This is a genomic window from Burkholderia sp. BCC1644, assembly GCF_902833225.1.
Classification (GTDB): domain Bacteria; phylum Pseudomonadota; class Gammaproteobacteria; order Burkholderiales; family Burkholderiaceae; genus Burkholderia.
The window spans coordinates 411,297-428,860 of record NZ_CADFEI010000001.1; the positions used below are offsets into that span (position 1 = coordinate 411,297).

The following is a 17,564-nucleotide window of genomic DNA, read 5'->3' on the forward strand; positions in this document are numbered from 1 at the left end:
GCAGCGGGCAGGGCGCCACATCATCCGATTGGACGATGGTTCGCAAGCGCAGATAGCCAATTCTCACCATTCAGTGAATCTCCCGATGACGCCTGAATTTAGACGCGTCTTAATCATGGCGGCGCGGGTGGTCGCACCGGAAACATGTCGTATGGAGGATGGAGCGTGCTGATGGAGACGAGATGGGCTCCGCAAGAGAGCCAGGCAACAAGTGACGAGGCCGATATCGGCGTCGCGGATTTCAGCGAGCTGATGGCGCGCATCTACCAGGGGCCGCTGGAGACGCCGCCGTGGGCCGGTGCGCTCGAACTCGTCCGTCGCTGGCTGCAGGCGAACTACGTGACGCTGATCCTGCGCGCGGCCGCGAGCGATCGCCGCGCGCCGCTGTCGGTGCACGCGTCGGAGTTCGGCCCGGTCGTCCCGGGCGAGGGCCAGGCGGCCTACAACGATTACTACTATTCCCTCGACCCGTTCGTCGGCCTGCCGGCCGATCGCGTCGTCACGGTCGACGACGTGTTCGGCGACACCGGCTGGCTGTCGAGCGAGCTGTACAAGCAGTTCCTGAAGCCGCAGGACGTGCGTTATATCCTCGGCGCGGACCTGCGCACGCCGTCGGGCGTCGAGTGCCGGTTCCGCGTGTGCCGCAACCATGCGTCGAAGCAGTTCTCCGCGCGCGACAAGGCGATCTGCGCGCTGCTGCTGCCGCACCTGAAGCGCGCGATCGAACTGCATTCGCGGCTCGACTCGGCTGAGGTCGAACGCTCGATCTACGCGAACGCGATCGACCGCATGCAGGTCGGCACGATCGCGCTCGACGAGAACGGCACGATCATCGACATGAACAGCGTCGCCGACGAGATCCTCAAGCAGAACAACGGTCTGACGATTGCGCGCGGCACGATCGAGGCGACCGACGCGCAGGAAAACCGCACGCTGAAGCGGCTGATCCGCCACGCGGTGATGGGCCACCACGGCACGGCCACGGCGACCGTCGAGGCGATGCCGATCACGCGCAGCTTCGACAAGCCGCGCCTCGGGCTGCTGGTACGCACGGTGCTGCTGTCCGACTGGTCGGAGGACAACAAGCGGCGGCCGGCCGTCACGCTGTTCCTGCGCGACCCCGACCGCAAGCCGCAGGGTGCGCAGGAAATCATCCGCAAGCTGTTCGACCTGACGCCGGCCGAGACGTCGCTCGCACTGCTGCTGACGAACGGGCTGACGCTCGAGGAAGCGGCGGAGGAATCGGGGATCAGCAAGAACACGGCGCGCACGCACCTGCGCGCGATCTTCTCGAAGACGGGTGTCACACGGCAGGCGACGCTCGTGCGGATCCTGCTCGGGAGCGTCGTGCCGCTCGGCTAGGCGGATGCCGATGCCGACCCATCGGCAGCGGACGCAATCGTCTGGCGCTACATCGGCATCGATCGACACATCGTGTGTTGTGCGGTGTCGACGGCGTCACGCAAAAGAGGCTCGCACGGTGCGAGCCTCTTCTTCATTCGAGCCGATGGCACGTATCGGACGTTCGGCGATACCCGCCGCGTTCACGACCCGCGGGTCGAGCGATTCGCCCACTCGGCCAGCGCCGGCCACTGCGCACGGCCGCGCCGGATGAACCCGGCGCCCGTGCGGATCACGAGCGCGCCGATCGCGAGCGCGGCCACGTCGTCGAGGCGGCCGAAGCCGGCCAGTGCCGCGCTCATCGCAAGCGCCGCGAGCAACGACGACAGCGCATCGGTACGCACATGCCAGCCGCTCGCCTCGAGCAACGCGGAACCCGTCTCGCGCGCCTTGCGCAACATCCAGGACGACAGCACGGCCTTGCCGGCGAGCGTGACGGCGACGAGCGCGAGCGTCGCCGCACCCGGCTGCACGACGGGCGGCGTATCGAACCGGTTCATCGCGTGCCAGATCATCTGCGCGCCGGTCGCGACGAGCAGCGCGCCGAGGCCCGCGAGCGCGAGCGGTTCGTAGGTCGGGCGCCGCTCCGGCGGCAAGCGTGCGTCAAGCCGGCACGCGACGAGGATCAGCGCATCGGCCGCGAGGTCGATCGCCGCATGCGCGACGTCCGCGAGCAGCCCCGACGAATGCGCGGACCACGCCGCGACCGTCTCGGCCGCGAGCAGCAGCAGGTTGATCGCGAGGCTGACGGCGAGGGCGCGGGACGTGGCCGCATAAACGTGGGGCGTGGCGCGCGACGTGCGCTGCATGGCGGATTCGTCTGTCGATAGCGTGGGTCAGCCCCGAACGCTACCGGTCAACGGTGGCAGATCAGTGACAGCGGCGGCATGGCCCGACCGGCCGGGTGTCGCGCTGTGTCAGGCGCGCCGCCTTCGGGCCCATGCCTTCCTCCACGCTGCCGGGCCCGATCAGGCGAGGCGCCGGTTGCCGGTGCGCCGCTGACTTGTCGTACCCGGTGTGGATTTTCGACGCGCGCCGTCGCTGAAGGAATCGCCGAAGCGCCTGCTTGTTGCGGACCGACGTCGTCGCGTTGATTTGACGATCGCCGAACATGCCGGAGCGAGTGTAGTGGATGCGTCACGCCGGAAATCGCGACGGATTCGGTGCCCCGCACATCTTTTCGCATTCGCCGCGCAACGCGGCGCTGTTGTACGCATCCGTTCGAGGACGAGCACGAACGGCCTTCGTGAAAATGGTGCTCGCTTCGTGTCGTGGCCGGATCCGCGCGCGCACTATGCCAACGTAGCGCGCAGTACGATCCTGCCGCGAGACCTCCATGTTCCGAAAGATCAGCAATGCCTTGCTCGAGCGGCGGCAGCCCGAGCCCTCGACGACGTCCGGCGAACGCAAGGCGCCGGAAACCGGCAAGCACAAGGCGCCGCCAGGCGCGACGCCGCCACCGCAGCTCGCCGGGCTGGATACGCGCTCGCCCAGGAAATCGGCGGAGAAGTCGAGGGAATCACTGTCCGACTGGGGCGCGGAAACGCTGAAGGCGCTGGATGGCGTCGCGCAGCACGGCGCGCCGCCGGGTAGCGAGCGCACGACGGGCTTTACCGTCAGGAAATCGCCGCCGCCACGCTCGAGCGCATCGCTCGCGTCGTTGAAATCGAAGAGCCGGCCCGCGTCGATCACGGACAAGACGAGCGAGGTCGAGACGGCCGAGCCCCGGCACGTGCCGGCCGTCGTCGCCGCCACGCTGCACGAGACGGAGACCGAGACGACATCGGTCATGAAAACCGCCAAGACCGCCAAGGCTGACGAGACCACCGACCCGCCCGCGACGGGCGACCACGTGGCGCGCCTCGGTCGCGTATTCGACACGTTTTTCGGCGAAACCGCCGACCTCGACACGCCGGCCCGCACACCGCCGTCCGTCAAACCGTCGTCCGGCAAGGACAAGCACACGCCGGTCGTCGCCGATGTGCCGCAGGCGGCGCGCAACGCGCAACTCGAAGCAACCCGCTCGTCCAACGCGCGCTTCGAGCAGTCGCTGGCCGGACAGGACATGCAGCCGATCCGCAACAGCGGCCGCGACAACAACTGCTCGATTTACTCGCTCGTGCAGTGCGCGAAGCCGGACCTCGACGGTCCGGCGCTCGACGAGGCGGTGAGCGAGATCCGCACTGCCTTCGACGCACAGCACCCGAACGAGAAGGGCAGGATGCTGCTGCTGGATACCAACGAAGGCGGGCACGGCGCGGCAATCGTCTCGCTCGTGAACGATAAGTTCGGCGTCGACATGCAGGTCGGTGTCGTGCAGGCGGGCATCGACGACGCGCATCCGGTCACGACGATCGGCCAGTTCCACGGCAGCCAGCGCCAAGCGGGGCAGGCGCCGACACATCGTGTCGTCGTCTGGGACCAGCACGGCCATTTCGAGGCGATCACCAGCACGTCGGACAAGGCCGCCGGCAGCGGGATCGACGCGACGAAGCCGAAGCCGCCGTCGGAATCGACGACGCCGCTGACCGCGCCCGTCACGACCAAGCCGCCGGGCGACCTGGCCACGCGCAAAAGCGGCGAAGTGCCGCCGGACAAGAAAGCGGAAGGAACGACGAGCACCGGGAAGCAGGAAGCGGCGCCGCGCCCGCATGGCGAAGCGCTGGGCCAGCTCGTGCCGAACGCATCCGTCGGCGCGAAGGCACTGCGCAGATTCGGGCGATGGATCAAGGTCGACAACGAGAACGCGCTGCCCCAGTTGCTGAACAAGACGAAACCGGAAGGCGGGATCGTGCAGGGTCTGACGAAGGCGCACCTGACCTCGTCGCCGGCGTCCGCGCTGGCCCTGGCGCACGAAGGCGTGAATACGGTCTACGCGGCGCAGGAACTCGGCTCGTCCGCGATGCGCAAGAGCCGCTACCAGAAGCAGCTGGGCAACTGGCCGGCCTCCGGCGACGCCCCGAAGATCAAGACGGGCGGCCACGAGGTGTCGCTGTCGGAAATCGCGGGAAAGACCGACTTCCAGTCCCGCTACGACCTCAAGGTGGCGATCCTGAGCCAGCCCGAGGGCCCCCAGCGGGAGCAGATGCTCGACGTGCTGACCGGACGCTACATCGCCGAAGTCCAGGGCAAGAACCGCGTGATCCGGTCCGCGATCAAGACGACGATGTCGGCGGTGGGGATCGGGGCCGGCGTTGGCCTTGCGGTCGGCACGCACGGCGTCGCGCCCGCGGCGATCGCCGGTGGCGCGATCCTGTCCGGGCGCGACCTGCTCGACAATCGCAAGGCGGCCCATTCGCTCAAGCAGCACTATCGCGACAAGAAGATGGCGGCCATCGCCGATGGCGCGATGCGCAACCGGCTGGAGAAACAGCTCGACGGCGAGCCGGATGCGACGGAAAAGGGCGACTGGGCCGGCATTCGCGATACCGTCAACCAGCAGCGCATCGGGCGCCTCCTGCCGATCAAGTTCGACAAGTTCAACGAGAACAAGTCGACCGACAACAAGAAGCAGGAAGTCGATCTCGTGAAGAAGCATGCGGCCGCGCGCGTGGTCGGCATGCTCGAAGAGAGCCATGGCCGGCACTCGCTGGCGCCCGCTTATCTGCAGGCGAGCAGCCGCGTGCGCCACAAGGACCTGAAGCAGTTCTACCGGAAGGCGGTCGACGACGACCGGCGGTCCGACGGCGGCAGCGACATCGCGTCGGCGTTGCAACTGATGCGCGATCTCGGGATGTCGAAGATGGAGGCGATCGCGCATCTGCGAACCGCGGCCGGCGGTGTCGCGCAGAAGCCGCTCGACGAGGACAAGGCGAAGCAGATGAAGGACGATCCCGATCCGGTCGTCAGGCATATGGCGCAATCGCCGACCGACCGTCTCGAATCGGCGCTCGGTTCGGCAATGGGGCGGCGCTAGGGTCGCGGCAATGGCCGACGATCGACGAAGAAACAGGCGATTGCAGGAAGGGCAGTCATTTTTTCATGATTATGTGTATTAGCCAGGTAATTATGACGCACCTTAATCGATATTTCGCTTCGTATTTATGCGCGTCGATACGCACCGCTTCCCGTATCGCGTCAGTCACTCACCTATATTGACCGCACGAAACGCAAGCCGGGTAAATACTTCCAATCAAAGACAGGAGTGTCCGATATGGCCGCGAATATCACGATTACCGTCAGTCCGTCGACGACCACGCCGACCGATTTCGGCAATTCCGGCGCCAATGGTGGATCGTCCGCGAATCAGCCGGTGAACTTCACGCTGGACGCCGGTTCGCTGGCCGCGCTCCTGAAGCCGCCGGCCGGCGGCAACGGTGGCGCGAACGGCCTGGGTGGCGCAGGCCAGGGGCTGCACAACGTCAAGCTGAGCACGGACAAGGGTACCGTGCAGGTGCAGATGGACAGCCAGGGCAACATCTACGACAAGAGCGGCAAGAGCATCGGCAAGCAGAACCAGGACGGTTCGTTCACGTTCGACAGCGGCAAGAGCCCCGAGGCCGAAATCCTGAACACCGGCTCGGCGAACGGCAAGCACCAGCCGCAAGGCCGCGAAACGATGGATGCGTCCGACGTCAGCGTATCGGCGGGCGACCTGCGCGGCCCGAACGGCAACGGCAGCGGCGGAACCGGCGGCACGGACGCCGGTTCGACGATTCCGGTGAGCTACCCGCAGAACAACGGCTCGTCCAGCGCGAATGGCGCCAACGGCGTGCCCGGCGGCCAGAACGTCAACATCGGCATGGGCAATTCGCCGACCGGCGGCCAGACCATCACGATCACGCTCGGCGACGGCTCGTCGCCGACCGGCACCGTGCCGCAATCGGGCAACTCGCCGTCTGCGAACGGCGGGCTCCCGCTCGGCCTGGGCGGCTCCGGGCAAGCCGGCCAGGGGCTGCACAACGTGAAGCTGAGCACGGACAAGGGCACGGTGCAGGTGCAGATGGACGATCAGGGCAACATCTACGACAAGAGCGGCAAGAGCATCGGCAAGCAGAACCCGGACGGCTCGGTCACGTTCGACAGCGGCAAGAGCACGGCAGCCGAGATCCTGAATACCGGCTCGACGAACGGCAAGCACCAGCCGCAGGGCCGCGAAACGATCGATGCGTCCGACGTCAGCGTATCGGCGGGCGACCTGCGCGGCAGCCAGGGCGAAGCGCAGGATGCGGCGACCGGCAAGGAAGTCGAAAAGCTCAGCCAGCTCGGGCTCGGGCCGGTGGATCCGCAGGGGCAGACGGTCACCGTCTGACGTGGCGGGCGCGACCGGACCGGCCGCGGCCACCCGCGGCCCGGACAAGACTGACGACGCGGCAGGCGCGATGCGCCTCGCCGCATGGCATTCGCAATTGGCATGAGACGGCTCATTCTGGATCGAAGCGAGGACGTGATGCAGTTCGTCGCGTCCTTGACGGGGGAAGCGCGTTACCCCAACTACGACGACGCGATCGGCCTCGAGAAGGACGGCCGGCTCGTGGCGGGCGTGGTGTACCAGGCCTACAACGGCCCCAGCGTGGCGATGCATTTCGCGGTGGCCGGCTCGCCGCACGTGATCACGCCCGGGTTCGTCTGCGCGGCGTTCCGTTTTCCGTTCATCCTGTTGCGCTGCAACCGGATCAGCGGCTATGTCCGCGCCGACAACCTGGCCGCGCAGCAGCTCGACGAAAATCTCGGCTTCCGGCGCGAAGGCGTGATCCGCGAGGGGGCGTCCGACCGGACCGACTTCATCCTCTACGGCATGCTGAAACACGAGTGCCGCTTCCTCGACGGCCGCTATCTCGCGGCGATGAACCGCGACCTGGCGCAGCCGGAGTGCGCGGAGGCGTGATGTGATGCGCGCGGGGCGAACGACATCGCGGCGAGCCGAATGCGTCTGTCCGGCGAGCAGTGCCGATGCGGTTCATGAAAGAGTCAGCATAAATCCATATAATCGTTTTCATCGCGACTTATAGGGTCGGCTTAAACGGCTTTATCGAATCGATATTCATTTGTTTACGTATTAAAGATAAACAAATCGAATCCTTTCCGGAGGAATTCATTCATTGGTATCCAATACCGATGATCGTTGCATGCATGACGAATTCAAGGCGACGCGATATATCCATATTCGCTGCATATTTCGCCGATTGGCCAGACACTCTCCACTCACGATCCGGATTATCGAACCGGAGCTGTACGTTGCATCCATCGCATCCGCCGTCGCCGACGCAGCCTGTCGCGACAGCCGGGGCGTCCAGTTGCCGCAGTCGGAACCATGGCATCGCTCCTCGCATGACGCCGCTCGCCGGCCGGCATGGACGACGCATTTCCTGCCTGCTCATCCAGGGAACGAGCTGATAATGAATCTTGCGGTTTTCTCCAAAGACATGACGCGGCGCGATGCAATCTGCAGCCATCTCGCCGCGAACGGCATCGCCGTCGACCGGTTCGACGACGAAACGACCTTCGCCCGCGCGCTCACGCGTCGCGAGTTCGACGCGATCCTGATCAGCATGGAGGCGGGCATCGATCCGCAGCATCCCGTGCTCGTTCATCGCGCGTGCCACGGTGTCCAGCGCGCGCCGCTGATCCTGATCTGCTCGTCGAACGACAGCATGGAGGCCGTGGACCTGCTGGACTACGAAACGGACGAGATCGTGCTCGCGCCGATCAGCCTGCCGGAGCTTTTGCTGCGTCTGCGCCTCACCAGCCGCCGCCTCCAGTGCACGCGCGGCAGCGCGGACCGCGAGCGGCTGACGTGCGGCCCGTACCGGCTGGATCGCCACGCGTCGACGGTCAGCGTGGCCGGCGACGTGATCCGGCTTACGTCGCGCGAGTTCGCGATCGCGTGGATGCTGTTCTCGCAATTCGACAAGTACGTCGCCCGCGGCGAGATCGCGCGGGCGGTGTGGGGCAGCCCCGAGGACGTCGTCAGCCGTTCGCTCGAACAGCACATCTACAAGCTGCGCAAGAAGCTCAGCCTGAACGGCGAGCATGGCGTCTACCTGCGCACGATGTATGCCGTCGGCTACCGCATCTTCATCCAGACGCGCGAACACCGCGTCGCGCCGGCGCGGCAACGCACGACGATGCCGGTGCCCGCCTATGCCGACGACTTCGATGCACCGGTCGCGCGGCACGCGGCCAATGGGCGCTGACGCATGACACGGGCACGCGCGACGATCGATCGAGCCGGGGCGCGCTGCTTGCCGCGGCGTCGGCGCATGGCCGTGCGTGCCATCCTGTTCACCCCGGTTCGCCGCCATGTCTTCGCACATTCCATCGCACCGCGCGGCAACTGACACCACCCGGGCCGACGACGCACGCGGGCCCGACGGCGCGCAGTCAGATGGCGTGCGCGATGCGGTACAGCTCGACGGCGACGTCGTGCTGAGCCTGCTCGCGCTGATCGGCGGCGGGGGCGCGGAACTGAAGGACGCGGCCGGTGGCGGGCAGCCGCAGGGCCAGCCCGCCGGCACGGCGCCCGGGACGGCGCGTAACGGCGCTCTGTGGCCGCGCACGGCGTCCGGTGCGTCCGGTGCGCCCGGCATGCGAGGCGGCGCGGCAGGGCCGGTGGCGCCCGGCACGGGCCTGGCCACGCAGACGGGCATCCTGCCCGCGCTCACCGGGAACGCGCAGGCCGGTAACGATGCCGCGTCGGGCATCGTGCCGGATGACGGCGGCGACGCGGAGCAGCGGCAGGCGCCGGATCTGGCGGCGTCCGAAGGCGCACTGCCGTTTCCGTCGGCACCGGGGGGCGACTTGCTTCATCAGCCTGGCGCCGAAAATGCATGGCCGTCGGCGGCCGATGCACAGCCGATGTCGCGTACGGCAAGCCAGTACGACGTCGCCCCGCACGCCGGCGGCGAAGTCGGCGAAGCTGGCGACACGATGGGTGCGCCCGGCGAAGCGATGGCCTTCGCCGGAAAGGCAGCGCCGCTCGCACTCCCACCGCATACCGGACCCGACGCACCCGCCGCGCAGACAGAGCAACGCTCCGTGGCCGCCGGTCACGCGCTGCCCGATGCCGAACGCCGGGTATCCACGCCGCCCGCAACAGCCCCGTCGCAGATGCCGACCTCACAGCGCGACGAAGCGGCGCCACCGGCCCGTTCCGCACGTGACGCGATGGCTGACGCCGCCGGCACGGCCGGCCGCTACGCGAGTGCGACGGTGCGCCGCGCTGGCACGCTCGCGGCCGCCACGGGGCGTTCGCTGGCCGCGCACGGCGCGGCGCTGCCCGGTGTGCGGGCACTGGAGGCCAGTCTCGTCGAACGCGGGTGGATGCCCCGTCATGCACGGCCATCCGCGTCATCCGACGAGGCCGGCGTCGGTACCGGAACCGGCGCGGATGCAGGCGATCCGTCGTCCGTCGCATCGGGCAACGAAGCCGCGGGCGTGGTGAACGTCGTGCGGTACGTGGCGCAGGCGCGCGAATGGCTGGACGAGCGACGCCCGCGCGCGCCGACAGGCAACTGTCCGCATCGCCGCAGCCTGCGTTGCCGCTGGTACTGCCGCGCGGGATGCACGCGGCGCGGCGCATGAACGCGGATCGCTTTCTTCCTTTTCAACTTTCGGGATTTCCGGCTTCGACATGAGAATCGACACGATGCAGGGCGCCGCGATCGCGTGGCTGGGCGGCATGCTGCTAGCGGGTTGCAGCGCGACCTCGCCATCCGCGGCGAACGGCGCGCCGGTGTTTCCCGATCCGGGCACGGCCTGGGTGGCCGGCGGCAAGCAAGTCAGCACGCGCGACCTGCGGAAAGTCGTGCCCGGGATCACCGGGAACCAGGTGTACCTGCTGATTCACGAACCGCATTTCAGCGAAGGCACCTACGGCGTCCGCGTGTGGAACTATCTCTTCAAACTGCGAACCGGCCGCCCCGGCGAATACGCGACGTGCCAGTACCAGGTGCAATTCGATACGCACCAGCTGGTTCAGGCAACTTACTGGAAAGACCCGGCGTGCGCGCAATACGTCGCGCCCGGCGCGAGCACGACGCCGGGCACGTCGGACGCGGCGGACGCGTCGTAGCGCGGCGCAGGCCGCTCGGCGGGCGGCCCCGCGCGCATCACAGCCGCGCGCGGCCGCCGGACGAATCGCGCAGCAGCTCGCGCAGCCAGGTGCCGGCATCGGGCGCCGGCACGGCCGGACACGCGTGCCGGGTCAACACGTAAAGCAGGCAGTCCGCCGCGTCCAGGTCGCGATTCGGCTGCGGCTCGTGGCGCTTCAGCACCGCTTCGCACCGGAACCCCAGGCGTTCGATGCAGTGACCGGCCGGACCGCCGGCCACGCAGTGCGCATAGATCCGCTGCACGCCGCGCTGGCCGAGCAGCCAGCCGAGCAGCTCCTGCAGCGCCATCAGGCATGCGCGCCGGCGTCGCGTGCCGCCGCGTTTCGCGATCATCACCGACAGACGCACGCACGGCAGGTCCGGCGTGAGCTCGATCACGCCCGCGAGCTGCCCGGTCGCGCGGCACTCGCAGGCATAGCGGATCAGCGTCCGGTCACGCCAGCCGCGTCGGGCCTCGGCGATATACGCGTGGGTTTGCGCGAGATCGCCGTGACGCCCGATCGGCAGATACTTCATCGTTTCGGGATCGCTCAGCATCTGCTCGAAGAGCGCGGGCGCATCGCCGGGCACCAGCGGTCGGAGTATCAGCCATTCGGTTTCGAGGTGGGTCAACGGGGGGAGTCGCATGATGATCGCTCGTCATCGATCGGTCGTATCAGTGTTGCGCAATGGCGTGCGCCGTGGCGCGAACGCGCGAACCGGCATGTGCGTCACGGAATGTCTTCGCGCAGGTGGCGCCGGGTTCGCCGCGCGGCACGGATGACGCGGCACGCCATGACATGCTGGCGGACGCGCGGCGCCGCATGACCGGCAGCGCGGGTGGCGGCGATCGCCGCCGTTCCTCCGATGGAGATATCGCATGCGCTTTGCACTCGCAGGATTCGATCTGTTTCACGGTGTACTCGAGACGTTCGTGAGCGCCGGATGGACACCCGTATCGCTGTTCAGCTTCGTGACCGACGACCGCGTGAATTCGAATGCGGAGATCGTGTCGCATGCGACGCGCCACGGCCTGCCGTTGCACCTGTCGCGAATCGACGAGGCGGCGCTGCGCACGTTGCGCGATCTCGACTGCGACGTGCTGGTCGTCGCCGGATACGGCTGGCGGATTCCGGACTGGACGCCGTACGTCCGGCACGCGATCAACTTCCATCCTTCGCCGCTGCCGGACGCGCGCGGCCCGTATCCGCTGATGCGCGCGATCCTGGACGGTCATCGCGAATGGGGCGTGACCTGTCACCGGATCGCGCCGGCATTCGACACCGGCGAAATCCTTGCGCAGGAGCGCTTCGCGCTCGCCGCCGACGAATGCCACGAAAGCCTGCAGCTCAAGGTGCAGATGGCCGGCTGCCGGCTCGCGCGGCAGGTCGCCCACCACTTCGACGCGCTGTGGGCCGCGCGCTCGCCGCAGGCGGGCGGCAGCCATTGGCCGATGCCGTCGGATGCCGACCGCACCCTCGATTTCACGCAGCCGGTGGATCGCGTGATGACGCAGGTCCGCGCCAACGGGCTGCACGAATGCATCGCACACGTCGGCGGCAGCGTGCTGTACGTGCGGCGCGCCGTCGGCTGGCACGAACGGCATGCATGCGAGCCGGGTGCGATCGCGCACGTCAGCCGTCGCTGGACCGTGATCGCGGTACCCGACGGCTTCGTCGCACTGCTCGAATGGAGCGCGCTGAGCCTGGCCCGGCGCGCGGACGTCGGGCCGTGATCCGCTGCGCGCGGCGCGTACGGGCGGCGCGAGTCGGCCGGTCACGGGGTCACGCCCGCAGCCAGAAGAATTCGCCGGACGCGATGCCTTCGAACATCTCGTCGCTCGACTCGATGATGTTCTGCCGCCAGTAGCGGCCGTGGTCGGCATAGTGAACGAGCAGGTCCGCGAGATCCGCGCCGCTGAAATCGGGATCGAAGGGCAGCCGCAGGATCAGGACGATCGAGCCCGTGTCGGCGTCGATGCCGAGCTGCGCCTGGTCCTGCGCGTAGATCAGCAGGTTGGCTTCCAGCATCAGCCGGAAAATGTGCAGCGTGCGGCCGGCCGTGACGGTGCCGAAATGAAAGTTCGCGTAGATCGCCTCCTGGTCGCGCTCGACGTGCTCGAGGCGCACCTCGAACCCTTCGACCTCGACCGAGCCGGTTTCCTGCACGTAGTCGACGTCGTGAAGGCCGACGACCGCGCAGAACTGGGCCACGAGTTCGAGATAGCGGGGATCGTTCATGAGCGGGCAGACGCGGCGAAAGCGGGAGAGGGAGGAGGCCGGCGCGGCGCAGCCCGCCGGATGAGCGGGTCGGGCTGGCCTGTCGCGCCGGCGGGGGCGCCGCGGTGCGGCGTGCGAATGGGCGTGAGAATCGCGTTACTGGTTCTTCGCGATGTCCTTGAGCGAACCCGTTGCCGAATTGGTGGCGTTGGCGGTTGCCGTCGCGGCATTCAGCTGGGCGTTGTTCGAGGCCTGGGTAATGGCAGCCGCCGAGCTCGCTTTCGTGATCGCGGTCTGTGCTGCCGTTGATTCGGCGATGCTGCTGACTGCTTCGCCTGCACCTGCTAATGCACCTGCCATGTTGATTCTCCTGGTGAAGTGACGACGGTTACTACGGATAAACCGTTCTCGAGCGGCATCGGCCGCAGCGGAACAGAACGGAAGTGGAGCGCGCTACGCGTGCCGGATCTGCTGAATCACGCGCGATGCCGCCAGCAGGCCGCGGTAAAGCGTCGCGCGATTCCTGTTGTCGATGTCGGCGCCGGGCGTGGCGTTGTTCACGTTCTCCGCGATCTCGGCGAGCGCGCGCTGGATCCCGTCGATCGTCGGCGCGGCGTTCGGATCCCTGGCGATCGCGGAAAGGTTGTCGAACTGCTTGGCGTAGGGCGTAATCGGCTCGTACATGTCGCGTGTCCTGTCGAGGTCGGTGGAAAGTCAGGAGTCCGGCGCAGCCGGGTGGGGCGCAGCGCGCACCTGCTCCGCGCTGCGCGTGATCGTGCTGCTGTCGACGGACGGTGCCGCCGGTCCGGAGGCGACCGGCACGCCGGATGCCGGCGCCGGATCGGCCGGCGCATCCGTCACGTAGATGTGTTTGACGCCGTCGGGCGTCTGCGTGTACTGCACCGTGTCCGATGACACGATCTCCGAATACTGTCCGGTCACGGGCGCGGCGTGGCCGGGATTCTCGACCGCCTGCACGACGAGCCGCCGGATGTTCGAATCGAGGTCGGCGCGCACGCGCGTGACGGCCTTGTCGAGCGCGTCCTTGCTGTCGACCGTGCCGGTGATCGCGAATTCGCCGTTGCCCAGGTACTTGACGCGCACGCCCGCGATGCCGAGCGAATCCTCGATGCCATGTATCGCGTTCTGCGCGACGTCGTAGCTGCGCACGACGTCCTTCGACGCGATCTTCGCGAGCGTCGAGCGGACGAGCTGGTCGTCGGCCAGGTTGGCGACCATGCCCGTCACGACGCTCGTGTTCCCGACCGTGCGCACCTGCAGCTCGGTCATGTGCGCGGCCGCGAGCGCGTCCTGGATGCGGGTGGTCCGGTAGTCGGCGCCATGCCGCAGCGCGGCCTCGCTGTCGGGCGCGGTAGTCAGCAGCACGGCGGTGCCCGCGACGATGCCGATCGCGATGCACGCGACGAGCGCGCCGTAGTAGCGGCGGCGCTTGCGCCGTTCGGCATCGACCCGCGCGTCGGCCGGCCGGGTCAGCAGCGTCGACAGCAGGTCGAGATCCGACGGCCACGGCACGTCGTCGGGGCCGATGCACAGGATCGTCTCGCCGAACCGCATCGGCACGAAGTCGGCCAGGATCACCGTTTCCGGTTCGGCCGCGGCGTCCGCGGGCTCGCCGTCCGGCGCATCGACACGCGTGATCGCGCGCACGACGCCGGTCTGATCGACGTCGAGCGTCACGTCCGCGCCGGTCCAGTCCGTCAGACGGATATCCGCATCGGCGCCGCCATGAACCCGATGCTGACCCGGCGCGAGCTGCAACATCGCGCCCGCATGGAATCCCGTCAGTATCCGTAGCTGTTTCATGAGCGAAGCGTTCAATCGATATCAGGTCCGTATGCCGAATCGGCGGCGCCGTGCACGACGGGCGCGAATCGTCCGTCTCGCTGTGAATGTAGAGGCTAAAAGCGGCGCTGCCGGCCGCGGATGCGAAGACTTCGCGTGTCGAACGAAGTTGCGGGTGACGCCGCCGCGCTACGGCAGGCGTCGCAGCGCGCGCAACGTATCGAGCGCGTCCGCGCATTGGCGTGGCGTGCGCGGGCGGTCGAACTGTCGCAGCAGCAGGCCGGCCAGCAGGTTGAAATCGCGCGCCGCGTCCGGCAGCGGCGCGGCGCCGGTTGCTGCGTCCCGCCTCGGCGGCTGCGTGCGCAACATCTCCAGATCGGCCGCGGGCAGCGCGACGCCGGACTGCTGCACGCGCAGCCAGCGCGTGGACCACGCGTGCACCTGCGCGGCGACGCCGGCGCCGGGCTGCGCGGCCGACTCGCGTTGCAGCGCCAGCAGGTCGCGGGCGCACGCGTCGCGCAGCGCGTGTGGATCGAGGCCGGGCGTAGGGGCGGGCGGCGATTGCGCCGGATGCGCCAACGCGACCGGCCCGGCCGGGCGGCGGCCTGTCCTGAACGTGGCCGTGGCGACCCGTTCCGTTTCGTTCGCGTCGTCCTGATCGTCGCCCTGGTTGCCGCGCCCGCCACCGTGTCCGCCCTGGCGTTCAGGCTCGTCGCCGGACACCTCGAGTTCCGGCGGTTCGCCGGCGGCGTCGGCGCCATCCGCACCGTCGCTCGCCCCGGCGCCGCGCTTGCCGCGCGCGGCGCGCCGGCGGCGCGCAAGCCGCGCGGCCATTTTCTTCGCGCGCTGCGCCTGCACCGCATTCTGCTGGGCCTGCATGCCGCCGTGCGCGAAACGGGTGCCGCGATACAGCGTCGCGAATTGCCCGCCCGGCTTCGCGCGCGACGGTTTCGCCGACTTCTTGTGCGCGGCCGCCGCTTGCTCGGCGAGTGCGGCGGAGTGGGGGCCGATACGTGTCATCCGGGCCTCGCGTCAGTTGGGAAACGCCGTACGCATCATCTCGTTCGCGAAATGCAGGATCGCCGCACAGGACAGCGGCGCGGCGATCACCAGCACGATCGTCACGGCGATCAGCTTGACCGCGAACGGCAGCGCCTGGTCCTGCAGCGACGTGATCGCCTGGACGAACGACACGGCAAGCCCGACCGCGGCGGCCGCGATCACGAACGGCAACGAAACCGTCAGGCACAGCAGCATGCCCTGGGTGGCGGCGTGAACCAGCGAATCGACGTCCATGGCGGCTCCGGTCACTTGTAGGTCAGCACGAGCCCGTGGATCAGCGCCGACCATCCATCCATCACGACGAACAGCAGCAGCTTGAACGGGATTGCCACGTTGGTCGGCGACACCTGGTTGAGCCCCATCGACAGCAGCACGTTCGCGATGATCAGGTCGATCACGATGAAGGTCACATACAGCAGGAAGCCGATCTTGAACGCATCGGTGAGCTCGGTCAGCGTGAAGGCCGGCGCGAGCACGATCAGGTCGGTTTCCTTCAGCGCCTGCGCTTCCTCCTGCGGCCACACGATCGACGCCGAGCGGATGAAGAAGCGCTTCTCGCGCTCCTGCGTGTGCTTGATGAGGAACTGCCGGAACGGCTCGCGCGCCGCGTCGGCCGCCTGGATCACGGCCTGCGACGATTGCGGCGAGATCGTCTGGCTGCTCAGCGTCTTCGCCGCCATCATGCCGATGGGCGCCATCACGTACACCGACACGAGGATGGCGATGCCGTTGAGCACCATGTTGGGCGGCACCTGCTGCACGCCGAGCGCGTTGCGCAGCAGGCCGAGCACGACGACCACCTTCGCGTACGACGTCACGACCATCGCGACGAACGGCAACAGGCCGATCGCGACGACGATCAGCAGCAGGCCGGACAGGTCACTGTACTGAACCATGCTCGTGCGCCATGCGGAGAATGCGGATGCCGACGTGTTCGCCGATCCCGACCAGCTCGCCGAAGCCGATCACCTGGCCGTGCGCGACGAGCTTGAGCGTCAAATCGGTGATCGCGGTCGGCAGCTCGATCACGTAGCCGGGTGCGAGCGACGACACCTCGTCGATCGTCAACGCAACGGTATCGGCGACGAACTGTACCGGCAGCTCGAGTTCGCCCACGTCGACGGCGCGTTCGCCATCGGGCGCATCGAGCCCGGCTTCCGGCGTGTCCAGGACGGTGGTTTCCGTCATCACGGGTTCCTTCAACAAAGTGATCGTTCGGGGTTGCACGGCCACCGCGGCCCGGCCATGCGCGAGGCCCGCGCTGCCCCAGGTCGCGAAGGCAACGGGATGCGGCGCGGTGTCCGCACGTGCGCCGGCGCCATGCAGCCACGCGGCGTCGAGCGACGGATCGACCACGCGCAGCAGGATGTCGCCGCTGCGCAGACGCTGCAGCGTGTCGACCGACAGCGCCTTCACGCCGAGCACGAGACTGCCCGGCACGCGCAGCGACGCGTCGAACCATCCGGCGCGCGCGGTGCGCGCCAGGCACGTATCCAGCCACTCGATGCAGCGGCCCGGCAACTGCACGCGCGCGTCGTGCCGCTGGCCGTGCAGCGTGAACGACAGCGCGACGCTCACGCCGTGCGGACGCGGCGCCGGCCACGCGCCGCGCCGGACCGCGACGACCTGCGCGCCGGTCAGGCCGAGCGTGTCGAGACAGCCCAGCAGCGGCCCGCACAACACGTTCGCGACGGCGTTGCGCAGCGTCAGTTCGGGGCTCGTGCGCCGTTCGGCGGCCTGGGCCTCGGACCACGCGCAGACCGACAGCGCGGGGTAGCGTTCGAGATCGATCAACAGGTGCGCGCTCACCGGGCCGGCCGGCGTGTCGATCCGCAGCTCCGCGATCGCCGGGTCGGCGCAGTCCGGCGCACCGGTCGCGAAGCCGCAATGAAAATCGCGCACGCCGAGCGTGTCGCGCAGGAACGCCGGCAGGCGCGCGTCGAACAGCCGGCGCGACGCGTGCGCGCTCGCCACGTCGAGCGGTGGCGGGACGAGCGGCGCGAACGATGCGCCGCCGGGAATGATCGAATGCCGAATCAGTTTCATC

Annotated in this window: 19 protein-coding genes; 8 read left to right on the forward strand and 11 right to left on the reverse strand. The window is 68.2% G+C overall.

Annotated features, from left to right (window positions below; genetic code table 11):
• Nucleotides 1-171 precede the first annotated feature (171 nt).
• Entirely contained in the window at nucleotides 172-1,362 is a 1,191-nt protein-coding gene (locus tag HWX87_RS01800; protein WP_176045382.1) for a helix-turn-helix transcriptional regulator, read from the forward strand.
• Between the two features lie 182 nt (nucleotides 1,363-1,544).
• On the opposite strand, the gene HWX87_RS01805 is transcribed toward HWX87_RS01800, so the two are convergent.
• Both HWX87_RS01805 and HWX87_RS01810 read right to left on the reverse strand, forming a co-directional pair.
• Nucleotides 1,545-2,210, reverse strand: coding sequence for a cation diffusion facilitator family transporter (locus HWX87_RS01805; protein ID WP_176045383.1), 666 nt, complete (start codon nucleotides 2,208-2,210; stop codon nucleotides 1,545-1,547).
• A 328-nt stretch (nucleotides 2,211-2,538) separates the two neighbouring features.
• A complete protein-coding gene (locus HWX87_RS01810; RefSeq protein WP_176045384.1) occupies nucleotides 2,539-3,192 on the reverse strand; it encodes a hypothetical protein in 654 nt (217 codons plus the stop codon).
• Between HWX87_RS01810 and HWX87_RS01815 the strand changes: the two genes are divergently transcribed.
• From HWX87_RS01815 to bamE, 6 genes are all read left to right on the forward strand, one after another.
• Nucleotides 3,191-5,317 carry a hypothetical protein gene (locus tag HWX87_RS01815; RefSeq protein ID WP_176045385.1) on the forward strand — a complete coding sequence of 709 codons (2,127 nt, stop codon included), beginning with the start codon at nucleotides 3,191-3,193 and terminating at the stop codon, nucleotides 5,315-5,317. The genes HWX87_RS01810 and HWX87_RS01815 overlap by 2 nt on opposite strands.
• A gap of 237 nt (nucleotides 5,318-5,554) precedes the next feature.
• Nucleotides 5,555-6,652 (forward strand): hypothetical protein, encoded by a 1,098-nt coding sequence (locus HWX87_RS01820; protein WP_176045386.1) that lies wholly within the window; start codon nucleotides 5,555-5,557, stop codon nucleotides 6,650-6,652.
• A 102-nt stretch (nucleotides 6,653-6,754) separates the two neighbouring features.
• The gene (locus HWX87_RS01825) at nucleotides 6,755-7,228 is read left to right on the forward strand and encodes a GNAT family protein (protein ID WP_176045387.1); all 474 of its coding nucleotides are present in this window, start codon (nucleotides 6,755-6,757) and stop codon (nucleotides 7,226-7,228) included.
• Nucleotides 7,229-7,739: 511 nt separating this feature from the next.
• Complete coding sequence (locus HWX87_RS01830; protein WP_176045388.1) at nucleotides 7,740-8,537, forward strand: response regulator transcription factor; 798 nt, start codon at nucleotides 7,740-7,742, stop codon at nucleotides 8,535-8,537.
• A 106-nt stretch (nucleotides 8,538-8,643) separates the two neighbouring features.
• Entirely contained in the window at nucleotides 8,644-9,924 is a 1,281-nt protein-coding gene (locus tag HWX87_RS01835) for a hypothetical protein (RefSeq protein ID WP_176045389.1), read from the forward strand.
• Between the two features lie 49 nt (nucleotides 9,925-9,973).
• Complete coding sequence (bamE, locus tag HWX87_RS01840; RefSeq protein WP_176045390.1) at nucleotides 9,974-10,414, forward strand: outer membrane protein assembly factor BamE; 441 nt, start codon at nucleotides 9,974-9,976, stop codon at nucleotides 10,412-10,414.
• A 37-nt stretch (nucleotides 10,415-10,451) separates the two neighbouring features.
• On the opposite strand, the gene HWX87_RS01845 is transcribed toward bamE, so the two are convergent.
• Nucleotides 10,452-11,081: a GNAT family N-acetyltransferase gene (locus HWX87_RS01845; protein WP_176045391.1), complete on the reverse strand. Its 630-nt coding sequence runs from the start codon at nucleotides 11,079-11,081 to the stop codon at nucleotides 10,452-10,454.
• 232 nt (nucleotides 11,082-11,313) lie between these two features.
• Here HWX87_RS01845 and HWX87_RS01850 point away from each other — a divergent pair, with 232 nt between their 5' ends.
• Complete coding sequence (locus tag HWX87_RS01850) at nucleotides 11,314-12,168, forward strand: formyltransferase family protein (protein ID WP_176045392.1); 855 nt, start codon at nucleotides 11,314-11,316, stop codon at nucleotides 12,166-12,168.
• A 49-nt stretch (nucleotides 12,169-12,217) separates the two neighbouring features.
• On the opposite strand, the gene HWX87_RS01855 is transcribed toward HWX87_RS01850, so the two are convergent.
• The 8 genes from HWX87_RS01855 to sctQ all read right to left on the reverse strand — a co-directional run bounded on the left by HWX87_RS01855 (nucleotide 12,218) and on the right by sctQ (nucleotide 17,563).
• Nucleotides 12,218-12,673: a CesT family type III secretion system chaperone gene (locus HWX87_RS01855; RefSeq protein WP_046547806.1), complete on the reverse strand. Its 456-nt coding sequence runs from the start codon at nucleotides 12,671-12,673 to the stop codon at nucleotides 12,218-12,220.
• Between the two features lie 135 nt (nucleotides 12,674-12,808).
• Nucleotides 12,809-13,012 (reverse strand): hypothetical protein, encoded by a 204-nt coding sequence (locus HWX87_RS01860; protein ID WP_176045393.1) that lies wholly within the window; start codon nucleotides 13,010-13,012, stop codon nucleotides 12,809-12,811.
• Between the two features lie 93 nt (nucleotides 13,013-13,105).
• Entirely contained in the window at nucleotides 13,106-13,336 is a 231-nt protein-coding gene (locus HWX87_RS01865) for a type III secretion protein (RefSeq protein ID WP_176045394.1), read from the reverse strand.
• Nucleotides 13,337-13,366: 30 nt separating this feature from the next.
• Nucleotides 13,367-14,476: a secretion protein gene (locus HWX87_RS01870; RefSeq protein ID WP_176045395.1), complete on the reverse strand. Its 1,110-nt coding sequence runs from the start codon at nucleotides 14,474-14,476 to the stop codon at nucleotides 13,367-13,369.
• A gap of 168 nt (nucleotides 14,477-14,644) precedes the next feature.
• A complete protein-coding gene (locus HWX87_RS01875) occupies nucleotides 14,645-15,475 on the reverse strand; it encodes a hypothetical protein (protein ID WP_176045396.1) in 831 nt (276 codons plus the stop codon).
• A 12-nt stretch (nucleotides 15,476-15,487) separates the two neighbouring features.
• Nucleotides 15,488-15,751, reverse strand: coding sequence for a type III secretion system export apparatus subunit SctS (sctS, locus tag HWX87_RS01880; protein ID WP_046547810.1), 264 nt, complete (start codon nucleotides 15,749-15,751; stop codon nucleotides 15,488-15,490).
• An 11-nt stretch (nucleotides 15,752-15,762) separates the two neighbouring features.
• Nucleotides 15,763-16,413: a type III secretion system export apparatus subunit SctR gene (gene sctR / locus HWX87_RS01885; protein WP_176045397.1), complete on the reverse strand. Its 651-nt coding sequence runs from the start codon at nucleotides 16,411-16,413 to the stop codon at nucleotides 15,763-15,765.
• Entirely contained in the window at nucleotides 16,397-17,563 is a 1,167-nt protein-coding gene (sctQ, locus tag HWX87_RS01890) for a type III secretion system cytoplasmic ring protein SctQ (protein ID WP_176045398.1), read from the reverse strand. The genes sctR and sctQ overlap by 17 nt, the downstream gene beginning before the upstream one ends.
• Nucleotide 17,564: the final 1 nt, after the last annotated feature.

What these genes read in the sequence shown, in the direction of transcription:
- HWX87_RS01800 (WP_176045382.1), top strand. Translation starts at nt 172, where the DNA reads ATGGAGACGAGATGGGCTCCGCAAGAGAGCCAGGCAACAAGTGACGAG.
- HWX87_RS01805 (WP_176045383.1), bottom strand. Translation starts at nt 2,210, where the DNA reads ATGCAGCGCACGTCGCGCGCCACGCCCCACGTTTATGCGGCCACGTCC.
- HWX87_RS01815 (WP_176045385.1), top strand. Translation starts at nt 3,191, where the DNA reads ATGAAAACCGCCAAGACCGCCAAGGCTGACGAGACCACCGACCCGCCC.
- HWX87_RS01810 (WP_176045384.1), bottom strand. Translation starts at nt 3,192, where the DNA reads ATGACCGATGTCGTCTCGGTCTCCGTCTCGTGCAGCGTGGCGGCGACG.
- HWX87_RS01820 (WP_176045386.1), top strand. Translation starts at nt 5,555, where the DNA reads ATGGCCGCGAATATCACGATTACCGTCAGTCCGTCGACGACCACGCCG.
- HWX87_RS01825 (WP_176045387.1), top strand. Translation starts at nt 6,755, where the DNA reads ATGAGACGGCTCATTCTGGATCGAAGCGAGGACGTGATGCAGTTCGTC.
- HWX87_RS01830 (WP_176045388.1), top strand. Translation starts at nt 7,740, where the DNA reads ATGAATCTTGCGGTTTTCTCCAAAGACATGACGCGGCGCGATGCAATC.
- HWX87_RS01835 (WP_176045389.1), top strand. Translation starts at nt 8,644, where the DNA reads ATGTCTTCGCACATTCCATCGCACCGCGCGGCAACTGACACCACCCGG.
- bamE (WP_176045390.1), top strand. Translation starts at nt 9,974, where the DNA reads ATGAGAATCGACACGATGCAGGGCGCCGCGATCGCGTGGCTGGGCGGC.
- HWX87_RS01845 (WP_176045391.1), bottom strand. Translation starts at nt 11,081, where the DNA reads ATGCGACTCCCCCCGTTGACCCACCTCGAAACCGAATGGCTGATACTC.
- HWX87_RS01850 (WP_176045392.1), top strand. Translation starts at nt 11,314, where the DNA reads ATGCGCTTTGCACTCGCAGGATTCGATCTGTTTCACGGTGTACTCGAG.
- HWX87_RS01855 (WP_046547806.1), bottom strand. Translation starts at nt 12,673, where the DNA reads ATGAACGATCCCCGCTATCTCGAACTCGTGGCCCAGTTCTGCGCGGTC.
- HWX87_RS01860 (WP_176045393.1), bottom strand. Translation starts at nt 13,012, where the DNA reads ATGGCAGGTGCATTAGCAGGTGCAGGCGAAGCAGTCAGCAGCATCGCC.
- HWX87_RS01865 (WP_176045394.1), bottom strand. Translation starts at nt 13,336, where the DNA reads ATGTACGAGCCGATTACGCCCTACGCCAAGCAGTTCGACAACCTTTCC.
- HWX87_RS01870 (WP_176045395.1), bottom strand. Translation starts at nt 14,476, where the DNA reads ATGAAACAGCTACGGATACTGACGGGATTCCATGCGGGCGCGATGTTG.
- HWX87_RS01875 (WP_176045396.1), bottom strand. Translation starts at nt 15,475, where the DNA reads ATGACACGTATCGGCCCCCACTCCGCCGCACTCGCCGAGCAAGCGGCG.
- sctS (WP_046547810.1), bottom strand. Translation starts at nt 15,751, where the DNA reads ATGGACGTCGATTCGCTGGTTCACGCCGCCACCCAGGGCATGCTGCTG.
- sctR (WP_176045397.1), bottom strand. Translation starts at nt 16,413, where the DNA reads ATGGTTCAGTACAGTGACCTGTCCGGCCTGCTGCTGATCGTCGTCGCG.
- sctQ (WP_176045398.1), bottom strand. Translation starts at nt 17,563, where the DNA reads ATGAAACTGATTCGGCATTCGATCATTCCCGGCGGCGCATCGTTCGCG.